The organism is Paenibacillus sp. YN15 (assembly GCF_003285005.1).
Classification (GTDB): Bacteria; Bacillota; Bacilli; order Paenibacillales; family NBRC-103111; genus Paenibacillus_AR.
Genome location: NZ_QMFA01000008.1, coordinates 153,677 through 174,908, shown reverse-complemented (window position 1 = coordinate 174,908; position 21,232 = coordinate 153,677). Strand labels below are relative to the sequence as shown.

The 21,232-nt window shown below is 56.9% G+C and carries 15 protein-coding genes; 13 read left to right on the top strand and 2 right to left on the bottom strand.

Features of this window, described 5'->3' with window-relative positions:
• Positions 1 to 337: 337 nt before the first annotated feature.
• Complete coding sequence (locus tag DQG13_RS09670; protein WP_113019536.1) at positions 338 to 1,882, bottom strand: glycoside hydrolase family 43 protein; 1,545 nt, start codon at positions 1,880 to 1,882, stop codon at positions 338 to 340.
• A 34-nt stretch (positions 1,883 to 1,916) separates the two neighbouring features.
• Entirely contained in the window at positions 1,917 to 3,482 is a 1,566-nt protein-coding gene (locus DQG13_RS09665) for a glycoside hydrolase family 43 protein (protein WP_113019535.1), read from the bottom strand.
• 278 nt (positions 3,483 to 3,760) lie between these two features.
• Here DQG13_RS09665 and DQG13_RS09660 point away from each other — a divergent pair, with 278 nt between their 5' ends.
• From DQG13_RS09660 to DQG13_RS09600, 13 genes are all read left to right on the top strand, one after another.
• Positions 3,761 to 4,711 carry a ribose-phosphate diphosphokinase gene (locus DQG13_RS09660; protein WP_113019534.1) on the top strand — a complete coding sequence of 317 codons (951 nt, stop codon included), beginning with the start codon at positions 3,761 to 3,763 and terminating at the stop codon, positions 4,709 to 4,711.
• Positions 4,712 to 4,937: 226 nt separating this feature from the next.
• Positions 4,938 to 6,734: a tetratricopeptide repeat protein gene (locus DQG13_RS09655; RefSeq protein ID WP_113019533.1), complete on the top strand. Its 1,797-nt coding sequence runs from the start codon at positions 4,938 to 4,940 to the stop codon at positions 6,732 to 6,734.
• Between the two features lie 66 nt (positions 6,735 to 6,800).
• A complete protein-coding gene (trxB, locus tag DQG13_RS09650; RefSeq protein ID WP_113019532.1) occupies positions 6,801 to 7,748 on the top strand; it encodes a thioredoxin-disulfide reductase in 948 nt (315 codons plus the stop codon).
• A gap of 710 nt (positions 7,749 to 8,458) precedes the next feature.
• Positions 8,459 to 9,547 carry an ABC transporter substrate-binding protein gene (locus tag DQG13_RS09645; RefSeq protein ID WP_113019531.1) on the top strand — a complete coding sequence of 363 codons (1,089 nt, stop codon included), beginning with the start codon at positions 8,459 to 8,461 and terminating at the stop codon, positions 9,545 to 9,547.
• Positions 9,548 to 9,576: 29 nt separating this feature from the next.
• Positions 9,577 to 10,452: a nitrogenase iron protein gene (gene nifH / locus DQG13_RS09640; RefSeq protein ID WP_258525587.1), complete on the top strand. Its 876-nt coding sequence runs from the start codon at positions 9,577 to 9,579 to the stop codon at positions 10,450 to 10,452.
• 188 nt (positions 10,453 to 10,640) lie between these two features.
• A complete protein-coding gene (locus DQG13_RS31190; RefSeq protein WP_220094348.1) occupies positions 10,641 to 10,781 on the top strand; it encodes a hypothetical protein in 141 nt (46 codons plus the stop codon).
• Positions 10,782 to 10,910: 129 nt separating this feature from the next.
• The gene (locus tag DQG13_RS09630) at positions 10,911 to 12,398 is read left to right on the top strand and encodes a nitrogenase component 1 (protein WP_113019530.1); all 1,488 of its coding nucleotides are present in this window, start codon (positions 10,911 to 10,913) and stop codon (positions 12,396 to 12,398) included.
• On the top strand, positions 12,382 to 13,695 hold the full coding sequence (locus tag DQG13_RS09625; RefSeq protein WP_113019529.1) for a nitrogenase component 1: 1,314 nt from the start codon (positions 12,382 to 12,384) through the stop codon (positions 13,693 to 13,695). Before DQG13_RS09630 ends, DQG13_RS09625 begins: the two co-directional genes overlap by 17 nt.
• A gap of 248 nt (positions 13,696 to 13,943) precedes the next feature.
• On the top strand, positions 13,944 to 14,975 hold the full coding sequence (locus DQG13_RS09620; protein WP_113019528.1) for a glycoside hydrolase family 88/105 protein: 1,032 nt from the start codon (positions 13,944 to 13,946) through the stop codon (positions 14,973 to 14,975).
• A gap of 237 nt (positions 14,976 to 15,212) precedes the next feature.
• Positions 15,213 to 17,528 carry a helix-turn-helix domain-containing protein gene (locus DQG13_RS09615; protein ID WP_113019527.1) on the top strand — a complete coding sequence of 772 codons (2,316 nt, stop codon included), beginning with the start codon at positions 15,213 to 15,215 and terminating at the stop codon, positions 17,526 to 17,528.
• A 174-nt stretch (positions 17,529 to 17,702) separates the two neighbouring features.
• Positions 17,703 to 18,683: an ABC transporter permease gene (locus DQG13_RS09610; protein WP_258525586.1), complete on the top strand. Its 981-nt coding sequence runs from the start codon at positions 17,703 to 17,705 to the stop codon at positions 18,681 to 18,683.
• Positions 18,684 to 18,702: 19 nt separating this feature from the next.
• Positions 18,703 to 19,578, top strand: a complete 876-nt coding sequence (locus tag DQG13_RS09605) for a carbohydrate ABC transporter permease (protein WP_113019526.1) — start codon at positions 18,703 to 18,705, stop codon at positions 19,576 to 19,578.
• A 71-nt stretch (positions 19,579 to 19,649) separates the two neighbouring features.
• Positions 19,650 to 21,221: an extracellular solute-binding protein gene (locus DQG13_RS09600; RefSeq protein ID WP_113019525.1), complete on the top strand. Its 1,572-nt coding sequence runs from the start codon at positions 19,650 to 19,652 to the stop codon at positions 21,219 to 21,221.
• Positions 21,222 to 21,232: the final 11 nt, after the last annotated feature.

Sequence of the window (21,232 nt, the reverse complement as noted above, 5' to 3'; positions counted from 1 at the left end):
GCTCCTATGCATCGCTATTTAACTATAGGTGAGCATTGTTTTNATGCATCGCTATTTAACTATAGGTGAGCATTGTTTTAAATCTAACGAATCGTAGGATCGCTATTGGTCCGAATTTGCGCCGAAATGCGTTCAAACAGGCGAATAACGCTTTATGGATTCGTTAGATTTTTCATCATGCCCGTTTTCGCGAAATAGCGTGATAGAGATTCGTTAGCCAGATTCTGCTTGTCCTAAGACGTATGCTTCCGAAGCTGGTTTTCCTGCAGAAAACCCTTTTCTGCCGAATATGGATTCATCTTGGCGTACTTTTCGGACAGCTCCATCACGCCTGCTCTTACTCCCCAACCCGGTACTCGAACCAGTCAAAATCTGCCGGGATGCGCCGGCCCGAGCCGCCGTTTACGGCGAACAGGCCTACCATGGCGCCGGTGAAGGCCTTTTTCTCCCGGGTGCCTTCGTCGCTCAGGAAGCGGGCGTCCTCCACGGTCCCGGCCTCCAGCCATTCTTTCCCGTCCAGGCTGTACGAGAAGGTCCGCGCCTCTCCGTCCACCTGAACCCGGAAGTATACTGTCCCGGTTCCCGCCGGAACCGGATGGGCGGCCAGCTCCCGCAGGCTGCGGGCCCGGTTCTCCGTCAGCTTCACCTGCAAGCCGCCCTCCGCCTCTGCTGCCGCCGTCAGCGCAAGCTTAATGAAGCAGCGGGAGTCATAATAGCAGGTCAGACCCGCCTGTTCTCCCGGCTCCACCGGAGCAAATTCCAGCTTGAGCGCCGCAGTGCAACGGTGCGCGGTCTCCCGCCGCACCACTACATTCTCGGCGTCGGTGGAGTCCAGGTCCGCATCGCCTGTGTATAGGCGCAGGAAGCCGGGGCGCTCCGCCAGGGACCATCTGTCCTCCCGGGGATTCCGGGCGAAGCACCAGTGGAGCGGAAGCGCCGCGGCGGCGAACTCATCCCGGGCAGGCGGCGCTTCCGCCGGAACTTCCGGCAACGCGGGAGCCTGCTGCACCACGCTGGGCCCCTGGCCGCCGTTGACGGTGAACCAGCCGTCCTCCGTCCACTGGACCGGCTCCAGGAAGGTCTCCCGCCCCAGGGTGCAGAAACCTCCCCGCAACGGCCGCCCGCCCAGATGGACCATCCACCATTCCCCATGCTGGGTTTCCACCAGCTTGCCGTGGCCCGCGCGCTGGATAACGGCGGAGGGATCAGTTTGGGTGTGCGCCGGATTCCACGGGCACGGCTCATAGGGCCCCAGCAGCTGCCGGGAGCGGGCCACTGTAATGCAGTGGCCGTACTCCGTGCCGCCTTCGGCCAGAATCAGGTAGTACCAGCCGTCCTTGCGCAGGAGATGGGGGCCCTCCGGAGAGGCCCGGCCGGTTCCGTCCCACAGCTTCACCGCCTCCCCTGCCGGGGACATGCTGTCGGCGGAGAGAGGCAGCAGCCAGGCGCCGCCCCGGCCATAGACCATGTAGCGGCGGCCGTCCCCATCCACAAAGTGGGAGGGATCGATCCCCTCATGGTTCAGCACCGCCGGGGCGGAATAGGGTCCCTCCGGCCGCTCCGAGCGGACGACGATGTTAACCCGTGCGGCTCCGGCCAGGCGGAGGGTAGCCATCAGATAGAACATCCCGTCCACACAGGAGATGTCGGGAGCCCAAATACCGAAGGAGTCCGGCAGCCCCCGGAGGGGCAGGTCCTCGCTCCGGGTGAGGCCGTGGCCGATATAACGCCAGTTCACCAGATTCCGGGAATGAGACAGCACAATGCCGGGGAAGAACTGGAAAGTGGAATTGGCCAAATAATAATCCCCGCCCACCCGCACAATGGACGGGTCCGGGTGAAAGCCGGGCAGGATGGGATTGGTATAGGTTCGTTCTGTCAAGGAAAAAACCTCCTCTGCGGATGAATGCGGAGCCTTACTCTGCTGTCGGCAAATACTCGAACCAGTCGAAATCGGCGGAATTGCCGCTCTTTTGTCCGTGGGAGGTGGCGTACAGGCCCATATAGGCGCCTACAAAACCGCCTGCCACATCAGTGCTCAGGATGGTGCCGTCCGCATCGGCCAGCAGAGTCATCCACTCCATTCCGTCCAGACTATAGGAGAAGGAGTAGGCTTGTCCCCGTGCCTCCACCTTCAAGAAGAGGCGCTCGGCCTCCAACGCTGCGGAAGCCAGCAGCTTATCCTGGCCGCCTCTGCGCTCCATCAGTCGGAGGGACCGTTCCCCGTCGAACATTCCGTACACCATACGGAACTGGTAATTGGCGTTTTGCAGCAGGGCCATTCCTGCGGCTTCTCCCTCGGCTTGAGGGGAGAATTCCATTACGGTGCGGGCGCTGAAGCTCATATGCTGCTGTCTGCGGCAGACGAAGGCGGGATTGGCGCAATCCGCCAGAGTTTCCGGCTTCAGCCGGAGCCGCAGAAAGCCGGGGCGCTCCGCCAGGCTCCAGAAATCGCCCCGGGGCGTGCGCAGGAAGTTCCACGTATCCGCCAGCCGCTCCCCGTCGAAGGGATCAAAGCCGGATACTGCCGGAAACGGATGGGCTGGCAGGCGCGGAGCGGGCATCACCGCTTCCACGATGCCTTTGCCGGGATTGACCACCGGCCAGCCGTCCTCCCATTTCACCGGAACCAGGAAGGTTTCCCGGCCCAGATTGCGGTAGTAGCCGCCGTAAGGGCGGGAGGCCAGGCAAACCATCCACCAATCCCCGTCCTGGGTATCGAAAATATCCGCATGGCCCACATTCACAATGGCCGCTTCCCGGCCCAGATGGCGGTGAGTCAGAATGGGATTGCCCTTGTACCCTTCATACGGGCCGAAAACATGCTCGCTCCGGGCAATCGTCACCGCGTGGGTGAAGCCGGTTCCCCCTTCGGCGATCATCAGATAGTAATACCCCCCGATTTTGTACAAATGGGGGCTTTCCTGGGCATGGGCCACCTTCAGGGCTCCCTGCCACAGACTCCGTTTTTCTCCCGTCAGCTTGCCGGTGGACACATCCAGCTCGGAAATCCAGATATCCATATTCTTGGCATGGACCTGGCCCTCCGGGGGAACCCGGTTGCCGGTGTAATAAACCTTTCTGTCATCGTCGAACAAGAGGGACGGGTCAATGCCCGGCGCGTCCTCCAGCCACACGGGATCGGACCAGGGGCCTGCCGGGTCCTTGGTTGTGACATAAAAGTTATGCTGCTCGCCTTGATTATCGACGAAAGTGGTAATCATATAGAAGATGCCCTGATGGTAACGGATGGTGGGGGCCCAAATGGCCTTGGAGGGCAGAATGCCGTCCAGGTTCAGCTGGGAGGGCCGGTCCAGCACATGACCGAGCTGCCGCCAATGAACCAGATCCCGGCTGTGGAACAGAGGTACGCCCGGAAAATATTCAAAGCTGGAGGTCACCAGATAATAGTCTTCTCCCACCCGGCATACGGACGGGTCCGGGTAAAACCCCGGCAAAATCGGATTTTGGTACGTGGCCATCACTTTATCCTCCCTCGCAAGCCTTCCGAAAGAAGGCGGGTTCATGATTTCTTCCTTATTATAATGCAAAGAAGCTATAAAAATTGGTCTTAGTTTGTTCGTTTTCCGAACAAAGTTATATATTCTTTCCCAATCCGACCGCTGTCAATTTTCGGCGACAGATAGGGAAACATTCACTTTTGAGACTAACAAAAGCGCTCTCCAAGATGTATAATAGAATTGGCCGTTCCACCCGGAAGGTCCATGCCACATTGGCAAAAAAGCTCAGGAGGGTAACCATGATTTCCGAAAACGTGAAAATTTTCTCCGGTTCCTCGAATCCGCAATTGGCGGCGAGGATCTGCGGAGAGCTGGGTCGTCCGCTCGGACGGGTCAAGCTGTCCCGCTTCAAAAGCGGGGAGCATTATTGCTTGTACGAGGAAACCATCCGCAACTGCGATGTGTTCCTGGTCCAAACCTTTTCCCGGCCCATCAACGAACACTTTGTCGAGCTTCTGGTTATGATGGATGCCGCCAAACGTGCTTCGGCAAGGACAATCAACCTGGTGATTCCGTACTATGGTTACTCGAGGCAGGAACGCAAAGCAGCACCGCGGGAGCCCATTTCGGCGAAAATGGTGGCGGATGTACTGACCACGGCAGGAGCCGACAGAGTCATTACTATCGACCTTCATGCGCCGGCCATCCAGGGCTTCTTCAACATTCCGGTGGACCATCTGACGGCATTGGATCTGATCAGCGACTACATCCGCAAGAAGAACATCGTGAATCCCATCGTGGTTTCCCCTGATGCGGGACGGGCTACGACAGCCGAGAATCTGGCGAATATATTGAATGCCCCGTTTGCCATTATGATCAAAAAACGCCCGGAGCATAACCAGTCGGTGATTACCCACGTCATCGGCGAGGTAGAGGGGCGCACCCCGATTATTATTGAAGACTTGATTGACACGGGCACAACCATTGTCAATGTGGTGGAAGGGCTGAAGGAGCGGGGCGCCAATGATGTGCTGATCTGCGCCACCCACCCGGTGTTCTCGCCGCCGGCTCTGGAGCGTCTGGACCATCCGAATATTATGGAGGTTGTGATCACCGACTCCATCGCCATTCCCGAGGAGCATTCCTCCCGCTTCCATGTGCTCTCCGTGGCGGGACTTCTCTCCAACGCCATCCGGATCAATACCAGCGGCGGCTCCATCAGCTCCCTTTTCAAATACGGCGGGGTATAAAAGTTCATTTGTGAAGCGTCCTGGGGCGATTTCAGCCCGGGGCGCTTTTTTTGCAAGCTGCCAGGGCTGGCGTTGCTTTTGCAGATCTCATTTTGGCGGGATATGGAAAGGAATTTCCTGAATCCTCCTGTACAGACTCGCCTTTACTTCCAAATGGCACTTGGCTATACTTGATTTTAGCGGGCACAAGTCCCGTATTGAATGTGAGATCCGGAGGTGCCTTATGATGGGCAAGAAAAAGTGTGTGGCGGCTCCAGGAAACCAGAAGATCATCCCACTGCATATGGATGCCACGTTCTTTTTCGAAAGAGCGGTCCGTTCCCTGGACCGTTACCGGTACGATAAGGCGATCAAGTATTTCCGGCGGGCGGTTGATTACGAGCCGGAGAATCCTGTGAATCACTGCAATCTGGCGGGCATTCTGTCCGAGATTGGGAAATATAGCGAGTCCAATCAGATTCTGCAGCGGATTGTGGATGAGGTTGATCCGACCATGACGGAATGCTACTTCTATATGGCCAATAATTTTGCCAATATGGAGGATTTCGAGGCGGCGGAAAAAGCGATTATCCACTACCTGGAGAATGATGAGGAAGGCCAGTTTGTTCAGGAATCGGAAGAAATGATGGAATACCTGAGCTACGAGCTGGAGCGTCCCTCGGAGCCGGCTTTTATCAAGAGCCGCGAGGGGCTGTTTGAGCATGACAAGGCCCGCAGTCTGCTGGAGCAGGGACAATTCGGCGAAGCGGTGAAGCTGCTGAAGCGGGTGATCAAGAAGTATCCCGAGTTTCTGGCAGCCAAGAATAATTTGGCGTTGGCCTACTATTATATGGGGCATTTCACCAAGGCCATGGAGACCATCAGCCAGGTCCTGGACCAGGAAGAGGGCAATCTCCACGCTTTGTGCAACCTGGCGATTTTCTACCAGAATCTGGGGGACCGGGAGCGGCTGGAGCGGTTGGCGGCTCTCCTGCGCAAAACCTGCCCCTACCATCAGGAGCATGTTTTTAAGCTGGCCACTACCATGGGGATTCTGGGAGAGCATGAAGCGGCTTACCAGCTGTTCCGGCGTCTGACCAAAAGCGGTATATGCGGCGCCCAGGAGGACCCGTCCCTCTACCATTATATCGCGGTGGCATGCGTCAATACGGGACGGTATGCCGAGGCCGAGCGCCACTGGCAGCAGGCTGCCCGGCTGGACCCCGCCTCCAAGATTCCGCCCTTCTATCTGACCATGATGGAGCGGCGGGGAGGTCCTGAGGGTTCTGGTCTTGCCCGGCCTTTCCTAAGCTACCATTACCACCTGCCCTTCGAGGAGCAGTTCCGCTCCATGGAGCGGGAGGAAGGGGAGCTGCTGCCGGAGACTCTCTGCAAGGACCCGCTGGTGCGGTCCTCCTTCTTCTGGGCCCTGCGCCACGGGGACATGGAAACCAAGCTGCAGGTGATTCAAGTCTTTGGCCTGATTGCGGACCATGAGGTGAAGGAAGCGCTCAGTGAATTTCTTCTGGACCCGGTGGAAAATGATTATCTGAAGCGCGTCGCCATGTTTGTGCTGCGGACCATGAAGGTTCCCGGACCCTATTCGGCCATGCTGGAGGGAGAGCTTGCGCAGCATCCCGCCCAGCCTTATGCCCCCGGTCTTCCCGGATGGGAGGAGGCATGGACGGAGGTTCTGGATATGGCCTTCTCCAGCATGAACAAGCGGTATGATCTGGTGCAGCAGCATGATCTGGAAACGCTATGGGTGGAATTCTTAACCCGTGTGCATCCGGCCAAGCCGCGTATGGCGAAGCCCGAGGGCTGGGCTGCGGCGCTGGAGTATCTGACGGCCAAGATGCACCGCCGGTCCGTAACGTATGAAGAAATTGCCGCCCGTTATCAAACTTCGGTGAGTACGGCGCGCACCTGTGTGAAGCATATCGACGATGCCTGCGGTCTCCGGCAGAAGATGAAGGCCATCTATGCGGGAGCCTGCCCGGACAGCGGCTTAAGCGGAGCCGCGGCAACAACAGAGGATCAATAAGGGAAGCATAGGCTTACGATGCCGGGTTTGCCTTACGGCAAAACCATTAGGGAGGATGAATCTACTATGTACAAAAGCATTATCATCGGAACCGGCCCCTCGGGGCTGACGGCCGCCATCTATCTGGCCCGGGCCAACCTGAACCCGCTGGTGATTGAAGGGCCTGAGCCGGGCGGACAGCTGACCACGACCACGGAGATCGAGAATTTTCCCGGTTTCCCGGACGGCATCATGGGTCCGGAGCTGATGGACAATATGCGCAAGCAGGCGCAGCGCTTCGGCGCGGCCTTCAAAAGCGGCTGGGTGAAAGAGGTGGAGTTGGGCTCCCGTCCCTTCAAGATCATCATGGAGGGCGGCGAAACTCTGGAGGCCGAATCGGTGATTATCTCCACCGGCGCCTCCGCCAAATATCTGGGCATCGCCGGTGAGCGCGAGAACGTGGGCCGCGGCGTCAGCACCTGCGCCACCTGCGACGGCTTCTTCTTCCGCGGGAAGAAGATTATCGTGGTAGGCGGCGGCGACTCCGCCATGGAGGAGGCCAACTTCCTGACCCGCTTCGCCACGGAAGTGAAGCTGGTGCACCGCCGCGACGAGCTGCGGGCTTCCAAGATCATGCAGGACAGGGCCCGGGAGAATGCCAAGATCACCTGGGGCCTGAACAACACCCCGTTGGAGGTGCTGGCCGGGGACAAGGGCGTAACCGGGCTTAAGGTCAAGAACAACGCTACCGGACAGGAGGAGGTCATTGAGACCGACGGCATCTTCGTGGCTATCGGACATACTCCCAACACCGGATTCCTGGGCGGCCAGGTGGACACCGACGAGACCGGCTACATCAAGGTAAAGCCGGGCACCACCGAAACCAACATCCCCGGCGTCTTCGCCTGCGGCGACGTGCAGGACCACCGCTACCGCCAGGCCATTACCGCCGCAGGCAGCGGCTGTATGGCAGCCTTGGACTGCGAGAAGTTCCTGGAAGGCAGCATGGTGCATGATTGGAGCCAGAGTTTGTAAGCGACAAGTGGTTAATAAAGCAGCCGCCCGGAGTTTGGGCGGTTTTTTTGCTGAGGGGTGAAAGTGTGGTCCCCCGCAGTTTGTCCCGGGAGGGGACTGGAACAGGTCATGGACGCAAACGGACACAGAAGCCGTTATTGGACGAAAAAACGGGTTTTTTTCAGCTGAGTGGACACCAGAGCCGTTATGTGCCGGAAAAAAGCCGGTTTGGACGGAATGTAAGGGAAATAGCGCATCGTGTGTCCGTGAAATCATCAGAAGCGCATATTTTCGGAAAATAACGGAACCTCAGTCCGAAAATCCTTGCTTCACTGTCGGGCGTCGACGCGTCCAGGGTGTATCCGGGATTGACGCGGACCCCTGACCGAATTTTTTATTTCTCAGCCTGCTTGTTGGGCTCCAGCCGTAGGACGAGGAAAAAGTTACAAATTCTTGAAATGATGGCGCAGGCCTATTTCATGCGTTGACAAACCCGTATCCGTAAGATAAGCTAATATACATTAAAACGCATAAGAATTATCGGAATAATAAGTTGACCAGTTAGCTGGAGACTATTCCCTTCCTGACGGAAGAAGGATTAGTCTCTTTTTCATTTTATATAGATGAAATGAGTTCATGCGCCGGAAAAGGAGGGCAGCGAGCGGATTTACTTATGCTTTTATTGTAATAATTTTACTTAAAGAGAATTTATTGAGAAGAGGTGTGTGGAGATGGCATTTGAGAGAAAAAAGCAATGGGTGATTTTATCCGTCATTGCCGTAATTGGCATCGGCATCGGGACGGGAAGCTATTTTGGAAAAACCAAAAAGGGAATTGATATTGAAGGCGCTGCAGGCTTCAAGGACCTGAAAAGCGCAAGCCTTGATCCGGCCCAATCCGGCAAGCCGGTATACACCATCAAAACGGATACCAAAAAAAATTGCTCCTCCACGCCATGGGTGATTGCCGAGAAAAAGGGCTTTTTCGCTGAAGAGGGGATTAATGTGGAATACACAGGAGAGCTGACCACTGCCCAGGTGCTTCCCTCCATCCTGAACGGCACCAATAATGTGTCCACGGCACATGTCAACCAGATTGCCACCTTCATTGCAGGAGGCGCAAAAATAAAAGGCGTCACCATTGGCGGCTCAGAGCCTGTGGAAGGAGTCGATGACAAGTACCATCACATGAAATACTATGTCAGTCCCAAGCAGGGAGTGAAAACCCTGGAGGAGCTGATTCAAAAGAAAAAGGGTGAAAAGATCACCATCAACGGCACTGTTCCCAGCTGCACCACCTTCATTGCCACCAACGCTTTTGACCACCTTGGCTTTAGCCGGAAGCAAATCCAATTTGTTGCCTTCGACAGTGATACGGCAGCATTGCAGGCCAACCAGCAGGGCAATATTGACATTGTCGGCGTCCATCCCCCGTTTTACAAGCTGGCCAATGATTCCGGTCTGATTGAAATTTTTGACACAGCGGATACCGGGTTGGGAGAAGCAGCAGGAACAACCTTTTATTATTTCACGGAAAAATTTATTAAGGAAAACCCTGAGGCGATTCAAGGCTTCGTCAGAGCGGTGAAAAAGGCCCAGGCCTGGATTGTGGATACGAAAAATGAGGAAGAGGCGATTCAACTGACTGCCGATTATATCGGCCAGCCTGTAAATGCCGTTCACTACTATTACAGCGGCAAGGGGTTTCAGGATAAGCTGATTCAGCCGTGGATCGATGACCTGGTGGTGTCGGGGGCGCTTAAGAAGGATCAGCTGAAGGTATCGGATCTGATTGTCACTGATTTTGATCAAGCAAACTAATAAAATACAGCTAAGCGAGGGCGACTGTCATGACAAAAAAACTGAGGCAAATTGCATTTTACGGGAAAGGCGGTATCGGCAAATCCACCACCTCACAGAATACGCTGGCGCAGCTGGCCACTTCCTTCGGTCAAAAGATCATGATTGTCGGCTGCGATCCCAAAGCGGATTCCACCCGGCTGATCCTGAATACCAAGGCCCAGCAAACGGTGCTTCATCTGGCGGCCGAACGGGGCACCGTGGACGATCTGGAGCTGGAGGATGTGGTCTCCACAGGCTTCGGCGGCATCCGCTGCGTGGAATCCGGCGGTCCGGAGCCTGGAGTAGGCTGCGCCGGGCGGGGCATCATTACCTCCATTAACTTTCTGGAGGAGCAGGGCGCTTATGACGACATGGATTTCATCTCCTACGACGTGCTCGGCGATGTGGTTTGCGGCGGGTTCGCCATGCCCATCCGGGAAAACAAGGCGCAGGAAATTTATATTGTCTGCTCCGGTGAGATGATGGCCATGTATGCCGCCAATAATATTGCCCGGGGGATCTTGAAATACGCTAACAGCGGAGGCGTCCGGTTGGGCGGGCTCATCTGCAACAGCCGCAATACCGACCGGGAGGATGAGCTGATTACGGAGCTGGCCCGCCGTCTGAATACCCAGATGATTCATTTTGTACCCCGCAACAATGTGGTGCAGCATGCCGAGCTGAGGCGGATGACCGTTACCCAGTATAATCCGGGCCATGCCCAAACCGCCCAATACAAGCAGCTTGCGGAGAAGATTCTGTACAATGAGATGATGACCATTCCCACCCCCATCGATATGGATGAGCTGGAGCGGCTCTTGATCGAGTTCGGCGTGGTGGAGGATGAGGAGAAGGCGCTGGAGGAGCAGGAGGTTTACAAATAAGCGGAGGGAACGGGAAGCATTCTGGGGAAGACCAAAAAAGGGATTGATATTGAGGGAGCCATCGGCTTTAAGGACTTGAAGAGCTCAGGGTTTGACCCAGCCAAATCCGGCTCGGAACCAATCACATTGGAGGCGCCCATATTAATACTCTTGCCACCTATATTGCAGCAGGAGCGAAGATTAAGGGTGTGACGCTGGGGGATGTGGACCCGGACCCCAATTCCGATGTTGATCCGAAGTACCGCCATTTGGTGAAAAAGAAGAACGGCGCCAAAATTACCATCAACGGCACCGATCCCAATTGCACCACCCGTGGCTGGATGATTTGATGGCCACGGGACATTTGAAGAAGGGACAATTGGCGGTTGATGATCTGATTACCAAGCAATTCGACGATTGAGTGCAAGGAGAAATCTGGTTACAGCCAGGCCAACATACGGGAGAGGGAGGCTGCACAAATGGCAATTAATTTGAAACGGTCACAGGTGATTATCCGGGAAAAGCGGTTGAAGTCGGTGATAGGGTATAGGGGCAGCATTAAGGATTTGGCGGAAAAATCCCAATCCGGCTGCCTGAAGAACGCCAACCGGGGGTTCAGCCAGGCCACCAACTGCAACTCCGGCTGCGCCCAAGGACACTTGTCCAGCATTACCGATACGGCCATTGTCAACCATGGTCCTGTCGGCTGCGCCGGGGATGTGGCGGGAGCCAATGCGGGCTTTCAATGGGGCCAGCATATCCGGGGCTGGGATAAGAAGAACGTCCAAATTATCAATACCAATATGACGGAAAAAGCAGTGGTGTTCGGCGGGGATAAAATTCTGAAGGAAGCGGTCCACGCTGCCTATGAGCGGTTCCATCCCAGAGTCATCTTCGTTACCACCTCCTGCGCTTCGGGGATTATCGGGGATGATATTGAAGCGACCTTGAAGGATGCGGAGGCGGAGGTGGGGATTCCGGTGGTTCCCGTATTCTGCGACGGCTTCCGCTCGCAAATCTGGGCCTCCGGCTTTGATGCGGCTTTCCATGCTATTTTGACTCGTGTGATCAAACCGCCTGAGAAGAAGCGTCCCGAGGTGGTGAATGTAATTAATTTTACGGCCAGCGGACGGGCGGCGGTGACGGAGATTTTTGGACGGCTGGGACTGGTGCCCCAGTTCGGTATCCCCTACAGCTCCATTGAACAGATTGAGCGGTGGTCGGAATCGGCGGCTACCATCAGCATTTGCGGCACCCTGGGCGGCTATCTGGGGAACGGGCTGGAGCAGAAGTTCGGCGTCCCTTATGTGACGGCCCTCCAGCCCCATGGAATCAACGGCTTTGACGACTGGCTCCGAAAGCTGGGCAATGTGGTGGGCAAGCAGCAGGAGGTAGAGGCGTATTTGGCGGAGCAAAAGGAGCTTGCCGCCCCCGAGCTGGAGGAAATTGAGCGCAAGCTGAAGGGGAAGCGGGTGGTGGTGGGCATGGGCCCCAGCTTTGCCCATAATTATATCCGTTTTTTGGAAGATTTTGGTATGAACGTGGAATGGGGCTTCTCCTGGCATTATGATTCCAAGCATGACCACGGGGGCTGCCCGTCCTGCACCCTGGAGCTGTCCAAGCGGGAGAAGGATATTCCGGTGAGCGTCAGCGACCAGCAGAATCATGAGATTATCAACCTGCTGAAGAAGGTAAAGCCGGATATTTACATCGGCCGGCATCCCGGCCAATCTGTATGGGCCACCAAGGTGGGCATTCCCACCATTATGGTCAGCGACGAATACAGCGCCTTCGGCTATCAGGGGACGATTGATTTTGGGCACCGGATTATTGATACTCTCGCCAATAACAGCCTGGCGGTTAATCTGGCCAAACGGATCAGGCTGCCCTACACCGATTGGTGGTATGATCAGGACCCCTTTACCTTTATGGAAAGCGAGAGCAAAAGCCATGTCACAATCAGTTGAGCAAATCCGCCATGTCTGCGCCCTGGGAGCCTATGAATCGGTGCTGGCCATCAAAAAAGCGGTGCCCATCGTCCACTCCGGCCCCGGCTGCGTCTCCAAGCTGATGATTACCCTGGGAACCCAAAACGGGCATCAGGGCTCCGGCTATGTGGGCGGGCACGCCATTCCCTGCACCAATGCCTCGGAGCATGAGGTGGTGTTCGGGGGCACCAACCAGCTGCGGCAATTGATTACCAATACCTTTGATGTAATCGACGGGGATTTGTTTGTGGTCCTGACGGGCTGCACCTCGGACATTATCGGGGATGATGTGGGGGAGATTGCCCGGAAGTTCAAGAAAGAGGGAAAGCCCATTATCTATGTGGAAACAGGCGGGTTCAAAGGCAGCAATCTGCTGGGGCATGAGCTCCTGCTGGACGCCATTATCGACCAGCTGCTGGAGCCGCAGCCGGTAGAGCAGGGACTGGTGAATGTCTGGTCGGTGGTGCCGTATCAGAATACCTTCTGGGCCGGGGATATTGAGCAGTTGAATAAGCTGCTGGCCTCCATCGGACTGAAGCCCAACGTCATTTTCGGCCCCGACAGCCGTGTGGAGGCGGTGCGGGATATTCCCAAGGCCCAGTTCAATCTGGTGCTTTCCCCGTGGATCGGACTGCGGGCCGCCGAGCATCTGCAGGAGAAGTTCGGTACGCCGTTCTTTCATTATCCCGCTCTTCCTATTGGGCCGACGGAGACGTCGCGGTTTTTGAGAGCGGTAGGGGAATTCGCCGGAGTATCGCCTTCCGTTGTGGAGGGGGTCATCAACCGGGAGGAAAACCGCTACTATTATTATCTGGAAAGGGCGGCGGATACGCTGCTGGAGACCCGGCTCTTGCCCAGGCGGTTCATCACGGTGGCGGACAGTCTGTATGCGCTGGGGATGGCGCGGTTTTTGACCAATGACCTGGGGCTGATCCCGGAGAAGCAGTTTATTACCGAGGATACGCCCCAGCGGTATCAGGACGGGGTGGCGGCGGAGTTTGCCAAATTCAACAACGGCATTACGGCGGAAACGGTATTTTCAAACGACGGGGGCTTTGTGGAGGAGGAGCTGCGGAGGATCAAAATCCGCAGCCGTCCGCTGATCCTGGGCAGCTCTTGGGAGCGGGTGGTGGCCCGGGAACTGAAGGCGTACCAGTTGTCCATTGCCGCCCCCGTAGGCAACCATCTGGTCATGAGCAAGTCCTACGTGGGCTATGACGGCGGCTTGCATCTGACCGAAGATATTTATTCGGTGGTGCTGAACGATTTTATGTGACAGGTATGCCTCGCTATAGGGGCGCGATTAGACGAGAAGGCAGTTCCCGTTGGCGGGGCTGCCTTTTTTGGGTGGGAGGCGTTTATGCCAGCCGTGACGCTTCCTTGATCTTGGGACAGTACGATATCCTCCGACCTTCCGGTCCGGGAAGAACTGGGAATGCGGCGGCTCCAAAAAAATGACGATTGAAACGAAACCGGCTTTTGCTTACAGTTGGAGCCGTACACAATACGGGAGGAGGAACAGGAATGTCGCGCAGCTTGGCTGCAATAATCGGGCAGGTCTCGCAGGCCACAAGGCGGATGCCGATGGCGGAATGGAACTGGAGCGAGGGTGTGGCGCTGTACGGTTTGGTTTCGCTGTGGAAGGCCGCGGATAACGATTCGCTGCTGCAATATTTGAAGGCGTGGATTGACGGGCAGTTGGCGCGGGGCCAGGTGTTTGAAACCGTCAATGCCACGGCGCCATGCTTTTCGCTCATTGAGCTGTATGTGGCTTCCGGGGAGCCGCGCTACGCGGAGATCATCAAGTCCAGGGTGGAATTCCTGCTCCGCCGGGCAGAGCGGCTGAAGAACGGCGCGTTTGAGCATACCCTTGTGGAAACCAGCTTCGGCGGGCAGATGTGGGTGGATACACTGTTTATGGCCGGTCTGTTTCTGGTCAAGGCGGGGCTTCTGCTGGAGGACCGGGAGGCGGTGGAGGAGGGGCTGAACCAATATTTCCTGCATGTGCGCCATCTACAGCAGGAGAATGGTTTGTATTATCACGGCTGGGATGAGCAAAAGAATGGGCCCATCGGCTGCTTGTGGGCGCGGGGCAATGCCTGGGCGGCCATTGTGTCGGCGGAGCTTTTGACGCTGCTCCCGGAGACGGAGCCGGCGCGGAAGCAGATCAGGGCCATTCTCGAGCGGCAGCTGGCAGGCTTGTCGCGTTATCAGGACATCTCCGGCTTATGGACAACCGTCATCGATGTTCCGGACACCTATGTGGAAACGTCCGCCGCCGCAGGCATTGCGTATGCGGTAAAGCGGGCGCTGCGCTTCGGCAACGCGGATGAGGCGTATGGGGAGATGGCCGACCGCGCTGCCCGCGCCGTATTGTCCCATGTGGACTGGGAGGGTGTGCTCCGCGGCGTATCCGCCGGAACGGGGGTACAGAAGCATCCCGGTGAATATCACGTTATTGCCCAGCATCGGGCGGAAGGCTATGGGCAGGGTTTGCTGCTGATGCTGCTGTCGGCGATGCTGGCCGAAAGCGGCAGTATACCCGTAAAGCGGTGATATGGCGGTCTCCCCTCCCCCGATGAACAACCGGTCAGGCGCAAGCCGGTCCGCAATAAATGGATGTGAACCAAAGCCCGGGGCTGTCCCGGGCTCTTGGCCGTGCAATCCGCCTGCCAGGCGCTATGTGAAGCGGCGATATCCGCGTTTACGAAAAGAAGACGATATAGATGAAAACGTTTTTTTGTTATAATAAAGCGGCAAAAAGCCTGCGGAGAGAAGAAGGGGGAGAGTCTTATGGAACTTGTCCGCAAACTGGTCCGGCAGCGACAGCTCGCCTTGCTTTTGCTTCTTTCCATTGTGCCGGTGCTGGGGTTCGGGACGTTCAGCTATTATACGAGCCTCCGGCTGATCGAGGCGGAGGTGAAACGGACCTCCAAGGTGGCCATTGCCCAGATGAAGGAGCAGGTGGACCAGCTGCTCCGGCAGACTGAGGAGGTAACGGGTCAGCTATCGCTGCAGGCGGGAATGCTCCAATTCGTCAAAATCCAAGAGACACCGCTGCTTGGCACTCTGCTGGCGGCCAATGACATCAGACGCGATCTGGCCAATTTCTCGGCCTCGATCCATGCGGTGGATTCGGTTTATCTCTATCACCGGAAGCAGCAGCTCGTACTGACATCGAATGCGCTGCTGGACCTGGACAGCTTTCCCGATACCTCCTGGCTGCCGTCCTTGCGGCAAGCGGCGGCGGAGCGCAAATCCAAGCTGTGGATTACTCCCCGGGCTATCGGCCCCGAGGCAGGCAAAGGCCCGGAGGCGCTCACCTACGTGCTTCCGCTGCCTTACTTCTACGAGGAGCCCGATGCGGCGCTTATCGTCAATGTCAAAGCCGCCGTTATCGCCGACATGATCCGGTCCTTTCCCTTCGACAGCCGGGGCGGCTTGCTTGTCTTTTCGCCCGCGGGGCAGACGATTGTGCAGGCAGGTCAGCTGCGGCTTGAGACACCCGACGCCATCGGCGCCATGCTGGCCGGGGGAGCTGCGGCGGGAGGCAGCCGTCCGGTCAAGCTGGACACGGAGGCCGGAGCGATGTATGTGACCACCGAACGCTCGGCGGCATACGGCTTTCTCTATGCTATGCTGATTCCCGTGGATGCGGCGTCCCGCAACGCGCAGCTGCTCAGGCTATGGATGGTGGCCGCAACGGCGGCGCTTTCCCTGCTGTCGCTGTTTGTCGCCTATTTCAATGTGCGTCAATTCCAAAGCGGCTTGCGGAGAATCTTCCTGACGCTGCGGGGCAAGGGCGAAGCAAACACGGAGGAGGAGCAGGAGCCCTTCGATGCCGACTACGCCGAGGGCTTCGTCCGCATTGAGAAGCGCATTGCCGCGCTGCTCAAGGAAATGGGCGAGGTGCGCTCGCAATGGAAGAGCCAGCTGTCGGTGCTGCGCGACCATTTCCTATTGTCCGCGCTGTTGGGCAACCATGCCGGCATGGACCCGTGGCTGCGCCAGAAGCCGGCGGAGACGACGCTCTTTCCGGACCCGGTTTTCTGCGTGCTTGTGGCGGAGATGGATGCCACCGGCGAGAACGCCCGCTTCCGCAGCGGGGAGGATGCATGGCTGTTCCTGTTCGCCGTGGCCAATATCAGCCAGGAGCTCTTGCGGGACAAATTCGCCACGGAAACGGTCATTTCCCGTCAGCATGTGGCCGTTATTCTGAATATGCCGGAGCATGAGGCTGACCGCGAGGCGGTCCGGGCGGCGGAGAAGATTCGTTTCGCGGTTTCGTCATATCTGAAGCAGACGGTGACCATCGCCGTCGGCAGGCCGGTTGCCGATTTCCGCGAGCTGTCCGTCTCGTATCTGGACGCGCTGCATGCGCTGCAGGAGCATTGGCCGAAGGCGGGAAACGAGGTGGTGCGCGGGGGCCAGGAGCCCCAGGCGCCGGTCTCCGTGCCGTATCCGGCCGAATGCGAAAGCGCGCTGCTGGCGGCAATCCGCGAAGGCGACTGCGGGCAGGCCGCGCGGGAGCTGAATGCTTTCTTCGACGGGCTGAACGGCAGCCGCCTTCCCTTTGCGCTGATCAAAACATATGCCATGCAGCTGCTCGTTTCCGTCATCAGGCTGCTCCAGGAGTACGATCCCGACCTTACGCGGACGTTTCCTGGGCGGAGCCTGTACGCCGAATTTGCCCAATTGAACGCGTCCCCTTCCATGTGCGGCTGGTTCAGCGAAACGGTCATTGCACCGGGAATTGACTTTCTGAACGGATTGAAGCGGCTGCGGATGGAAACGATTATGGAGCGGACAAAAAAACTGATTGAGGAGCGGTACCGGCAGGATTTGTCGCTCCAGCTCGCCGCCGAGCAGCTTGGCATCAGCCCTTCGTATTTAAGCGAGCTGATCAAGCAGCATTGGGGAGAGACGTTCATTGCGTACGTCACCCGCTACCGGATTGGCAAAGCCAAAAGCCTGCTGCTCAAAACCGAGCTGAACATCGCCGATATTGCCGCCGAGATCGGGTATGGCAATGCAACGCATCTCATCCGGGTATTCAAAAAATCGGAAGGTTTGACGCCGGGGGAATACCGCCAGCGCAACCGTTCCTGATGGTCCCCGAAACGCCGCCGCCCTTGAGGCTCCGGCGTTTTTTTCATATTTGCAGGCCACGAAAATGTGATGATTGTGTTGGTATTCCCCGGGCCGTAAGCTAATGACATCGGCAGCCGATAGACCCAGGATATCTTCAAGACACGCAAGGTTGCATAAAGGAGGAGCGAAGTCATGCATAAAGGAGGAGCGGACAAGATGGAAATCCGGAGCGCGCTTCCGGAAGCCCGCAATCCGGGCACGGCAGCCGGATGGCAGCGGCAATGGCGCGTATACAAGCAGCACCGTGCCCTTATCATCATGCTGCTGCCCGGGCTGGCGCTATTTCTGCTGTTCAGCTATGTGCCGATGTACGGTGTTATCATTGCGTTTAAGCACTTTCAGATTACGGAGGGCATACTGGGCAGTCCTTGGGCCGGTTGGGAGAACTTCCAGCGGCTGTTCCAGGGGAACGGCTTTATGAACGCATTGCGCAATTCAGTGGTGATCGCTTTTCTGAAAATGGTGTTTGTTTTTCCGGCCCCCATTGTGCTGGCGCTGCTGCTAAACGAGCTCCGGATCACCTGGTTTCGACGGACGATCCAAACGGTAACGTATTTGCCCCATTTTTTCTCGTGGGTGGTGCTGGCCGGCATCCTGTTCCCGTTTCTGGGCAACGACGGCGGCTTCAACAAGCTGCTGGGTGTGTTCGGCATCCCGCAGCAATTGTGGCTGCTGGAGCCGGACTACTTTTACGGAATGGTAGTGCTCACCAACATCTGGCAATCGGCAGGCTGGGGTTCGATTGTTTACTTTGCCGCGCTGGCCTCCATCGACCCGAGCCTCTATGAGGCGGCCATTGCCGACGGGGCAAGCCGCTGGCGGAGGATCTGGCATATCAGCCTGCCGTCCATCGCCCCCACCGTCATTATTATGTACCTGCTGAACATTGGCCATTTCCTGTCAGTGGGCTTCGACCAAATTTACAACCTGGTGACGTCGCCTACCTCGGGGGTGGGGGAAATTCTCGATACCTACGTGCTGCGCCGGCTGTTGACCATGGATTACGAGCTGGGCACCGCAGCGGGGCTGTTTAATTCCACGGTAGGGCTGGTCCTGGTGCTCATTGCCAATACCCTCGTCAAGCTGTACGACAAGGAGCGGGGACTATGGTAACCGAAAGGAGGTGGATGGGATGAAAGCAACTTGGAGCGAGCGGATCTTCGATGTGCTGAATGCCGCGTTATTGACGGCTTTCGGGTTAACCACGCTGTATCCGCTGCTATACATCATTACATTGTCGCTCAGTACGCCGGCGGATGCGCTGGCCATGAAGTTCTACTGGTTCCCGCTGCATCCTACGCTGATGTCCTACCAGAAGGTCCTGGCTCATCCCGATCTGCTGGCGGCTTACAGCAATACAATCATCCGCACCGGCGTCGGCATTGCCATTTCTCTGACGATGACGGCGATGATCGCTTATCCGTTGTCCAGACGCACGTTTCCGCACCGGAAGCTGATCATGAAGCTGTTCGTTTTCAGCATGCTGTTCAGCGGAGGCACGATTCCGATGTTTTTGCTGGTAAAAAACCTCGGTATGCTGAATACCCTGTGGGCGCTTGTTCTGCCCGGGGCGGTGTCGGCCTTCAATATGATTGTGATGCGCAATTTTTTCGAGAGTATCCCCGGGGAGATCATTGAGTCGGCGCGCATAGACGGAGCGGCGGAAATGCGGGTGCTTCTGCGGATTGTGCTGCCCCTGTCCGTACCGGTTATGGCCGTTATGGCCCTTTGGGTGGGTGTGGCCCACTGGAATCATTGGTTTGATGCGATGATTTACACCCAGGATAACCGGTGGCAGGTGCTGCAGCTGTTCCTGCGCCGAACCGTCGTGGATGCCACGGTGTCGCTGACACCCGGAGAGGATATTAACCGCATCCGCGAGGAGTATACGCCGGAATCATTGAAGGCGGCCACCATTGTGGCGGTGACGCTGCCGATTCTATTTTTGTACCCGTTCATTCAGCGGTATTTCGTTAAAGGCATCATGCTCGGTTCGGTCAAAGGCTAAAGTGGTCCAGCAGCCTGGCGGCCCGCAACCGGCATGCCGAATAAAACCATTTTCATACAGGGGGTTACGGGATGTTTGCAAAAAAAGGGGTAAAAGGGTGGTTATCACTGGCGGCCGTTTGCTCGCTGGCGCTTACAGCGTGCTCCAACGGAGGAGGGGAAGCTGCGCCGTCCACGGCTTCGCCGGGCACGGCAACAACTGCAGCGCAGGCCAAGCCGATGGAGATCAAGTGGATGGTGCCTTCGGCGGATTTGACCGCCAATTCCCATGCCGTGCAAGCTTTGCAGGAGAAATTTAACGTTAAAATCAACTATTATTCGATTCCGCAGGCCGACTACGTGCAGAAACAGCAAATTTTGCTTACCTCCGGCGACGTGCCTGATGTCATGTTCATTTACGATCCCAACCAGCTGTTCAAATACGCCAGTCAAGGGCTGCTTGCCGAGCTTCCCCTCAACACCATCGAGCAGAGCGCCCCCAAAACCAAGGCGGTGCTGGACAGCTTCGCCAAGCAAGGCTGGTTCTATACCAACCTGAACGGCAAAAATTACGGCTTGCCCACTACCTATTTCACGGGCCAATTCAACGCGAAGCAGGGCTGGCGGGTGGACTTGCTGAAGAAGGCGGGCGTGGAAAAAATCCCCGAAACCATCGACGAAATGACTGCCGCATTCGCCAAGCTGAAGCAAATCGGCGTGTACGGCATGTCCACTAACGGCAACTCCTACTACTTGCAGTTCTGGTCCGTATTCGGCGCTTACGGCGTTATGCCGACCCAATGGATGCTGAAGGACGGCAAGGTGGTCAACGGCGCGGTTGTGCCAGAGGCGAAGGAAGCGCTGACGCTGCTGGCGGACTGGTACGCCAAGGGGTATATCGATCCGGAATTCGTCACGGGCAAGGACCTGGACAAAAAGCTGGTGGAGGGCAAAATTGCATATACGCACAATACGAGCATGGCCTCCTTTGACCTGAACAATCCGCAATCAGTGATCAGCTCGATGAAAAAAGCCAACCCGGATGCGGACTTCCTGGTGGCGCCGCTGCCGAAGGGTCCGCGCGGAGAACAGGGCGGCTGGGCATGGGGAACGGCTGGCAGCGCTTTTGCCTTCGGCAAACACATGGAGCAGCAGCCGGAGAAGGTCAAGAAGGTGCTTGAAATTATGGAGGCGATCCGCAACGATGAGCAGGTGTTCCTTGATGCCGCCGTCGGCGTCAAGGGCAAGCATTGGGATTACAGCACACCCTCCGATCCGCAGAGCGGCATCAAGTTTCTTCCCCCTTACGATGACACTGCCAAGCTTGCCACAGAAGGGCTGAGAAACAATTTCGACACACTCTTTGCCGGAGGACCGGCTCCCGTTATTTTCGAGAAGGCGCTGGGCAAAAGCAGCGTCGAGCTCTTGACTCGCTATAACAAGCCGGTCTGGGATATCTTCGGCAAGTCGGACGTATTGCCTTCATCCGGGAAATATTGGGGCGATCTGACCAAGCTGAAGCTGGATGCCTACGTGCAGATTGTGCGCGGCGATAAACCCGTATCGTACTTCGACGAATTCGTCAAGCAATGGAACGACATGGGCGGCGCGCAGCTGGAGAAGGAAGCCAACGAGCTTTACAAGTCGGTGCAGGGTGGCAAATAAGGAACGGCGGA

Coding starts and splice junctions, on each gene's coding strand:
- DQG13_RS09605 (WP_113019526.1), top strand. CDS start 18,703: ATGAAAGCAACTTGGAGCGAGCGGATCTTCGATGTGCTGAATGCCGCG.
- DQG13_RS09655 (WP_113019533.1), top strand. CDS start 4,938: ATGGGCAAGAAAAAGTGTGTGGCGGCTCCAGGAAACCAGAAGATCATC.
- DQG13_RS09600 (WP_113019525.1), top strand. CDS start 19,650: ATGTTTGCAAAAAAAGGGGTAAAAGGGTGGTTATCACTGGCGGCCGTT.
- DQG13_RS09620 (WP_113019528.1), top strand. CDS start 13,944: ATGTCGCGCAGCTTGGCTGCAATAATCGGGCAGGTCTCGCAGGCCACA.
- DQG13_RS09660 (WP_113019534.1), top strand. CDS start 3,761: ATGATTTCCGAAAACGTGAAAATTTTCTCCGGTTCCTCGAATCCGCAA.
- DQG13_RS09630 (WP_113019530.1), top strand. CDS start 10,911: ATGGCAATTAATTTGAAACGGTCACAGGTGATTATCCGGGAAAAGCGG.
- DQG13_RS09610 (WP_258525586.1), top strand. CDS start 17,703: ATGCATAAAGGAGGAGCGGACAAGATGGAAATCCGGAGCGCGCTTCCG.
- trxB (WP_113019532.1), top strand. CDS start 6,801: ATGTACAAAAGCATTATCATCGGAACCGGCCCCTCGGGGCTGACGGCC.
- nifH (WP_258525587.1), top strand. CDS start 9,577: ATGACAAAAAAACTGAGGCAAATTGCATTTTACGGGAAAGGCGGTATC.
- DQG13_RS09665 (WP_113019535.1), bottom strand. CDS start 3,482: ATGGCCACGTACCAAAATCCGATTTTGCCGGGGTTTTACCCGGACCCG.
- DQG13_RS09625 (WP_113019529.1), top strand. CDS start 12,382: ATGTCACAATCAGTTGAGCAAATCCGCCATGTCTGCGCCCTGGGAGCC.
- DQG13_RS09615 (WP_113019527.1), top strand. CDS start 15,213: ATGGAACTTGTCCGCAAACTGGTCCGGCAGCGACAGCTCGCCTTGCTT.
- DQG13_RS09645 (WP_113019531.1), top strand. CDS start 8,459: ATGGCATTTGAGAGAAAAAAGCAATGGGTGATTTTATCCGTCATTGCC.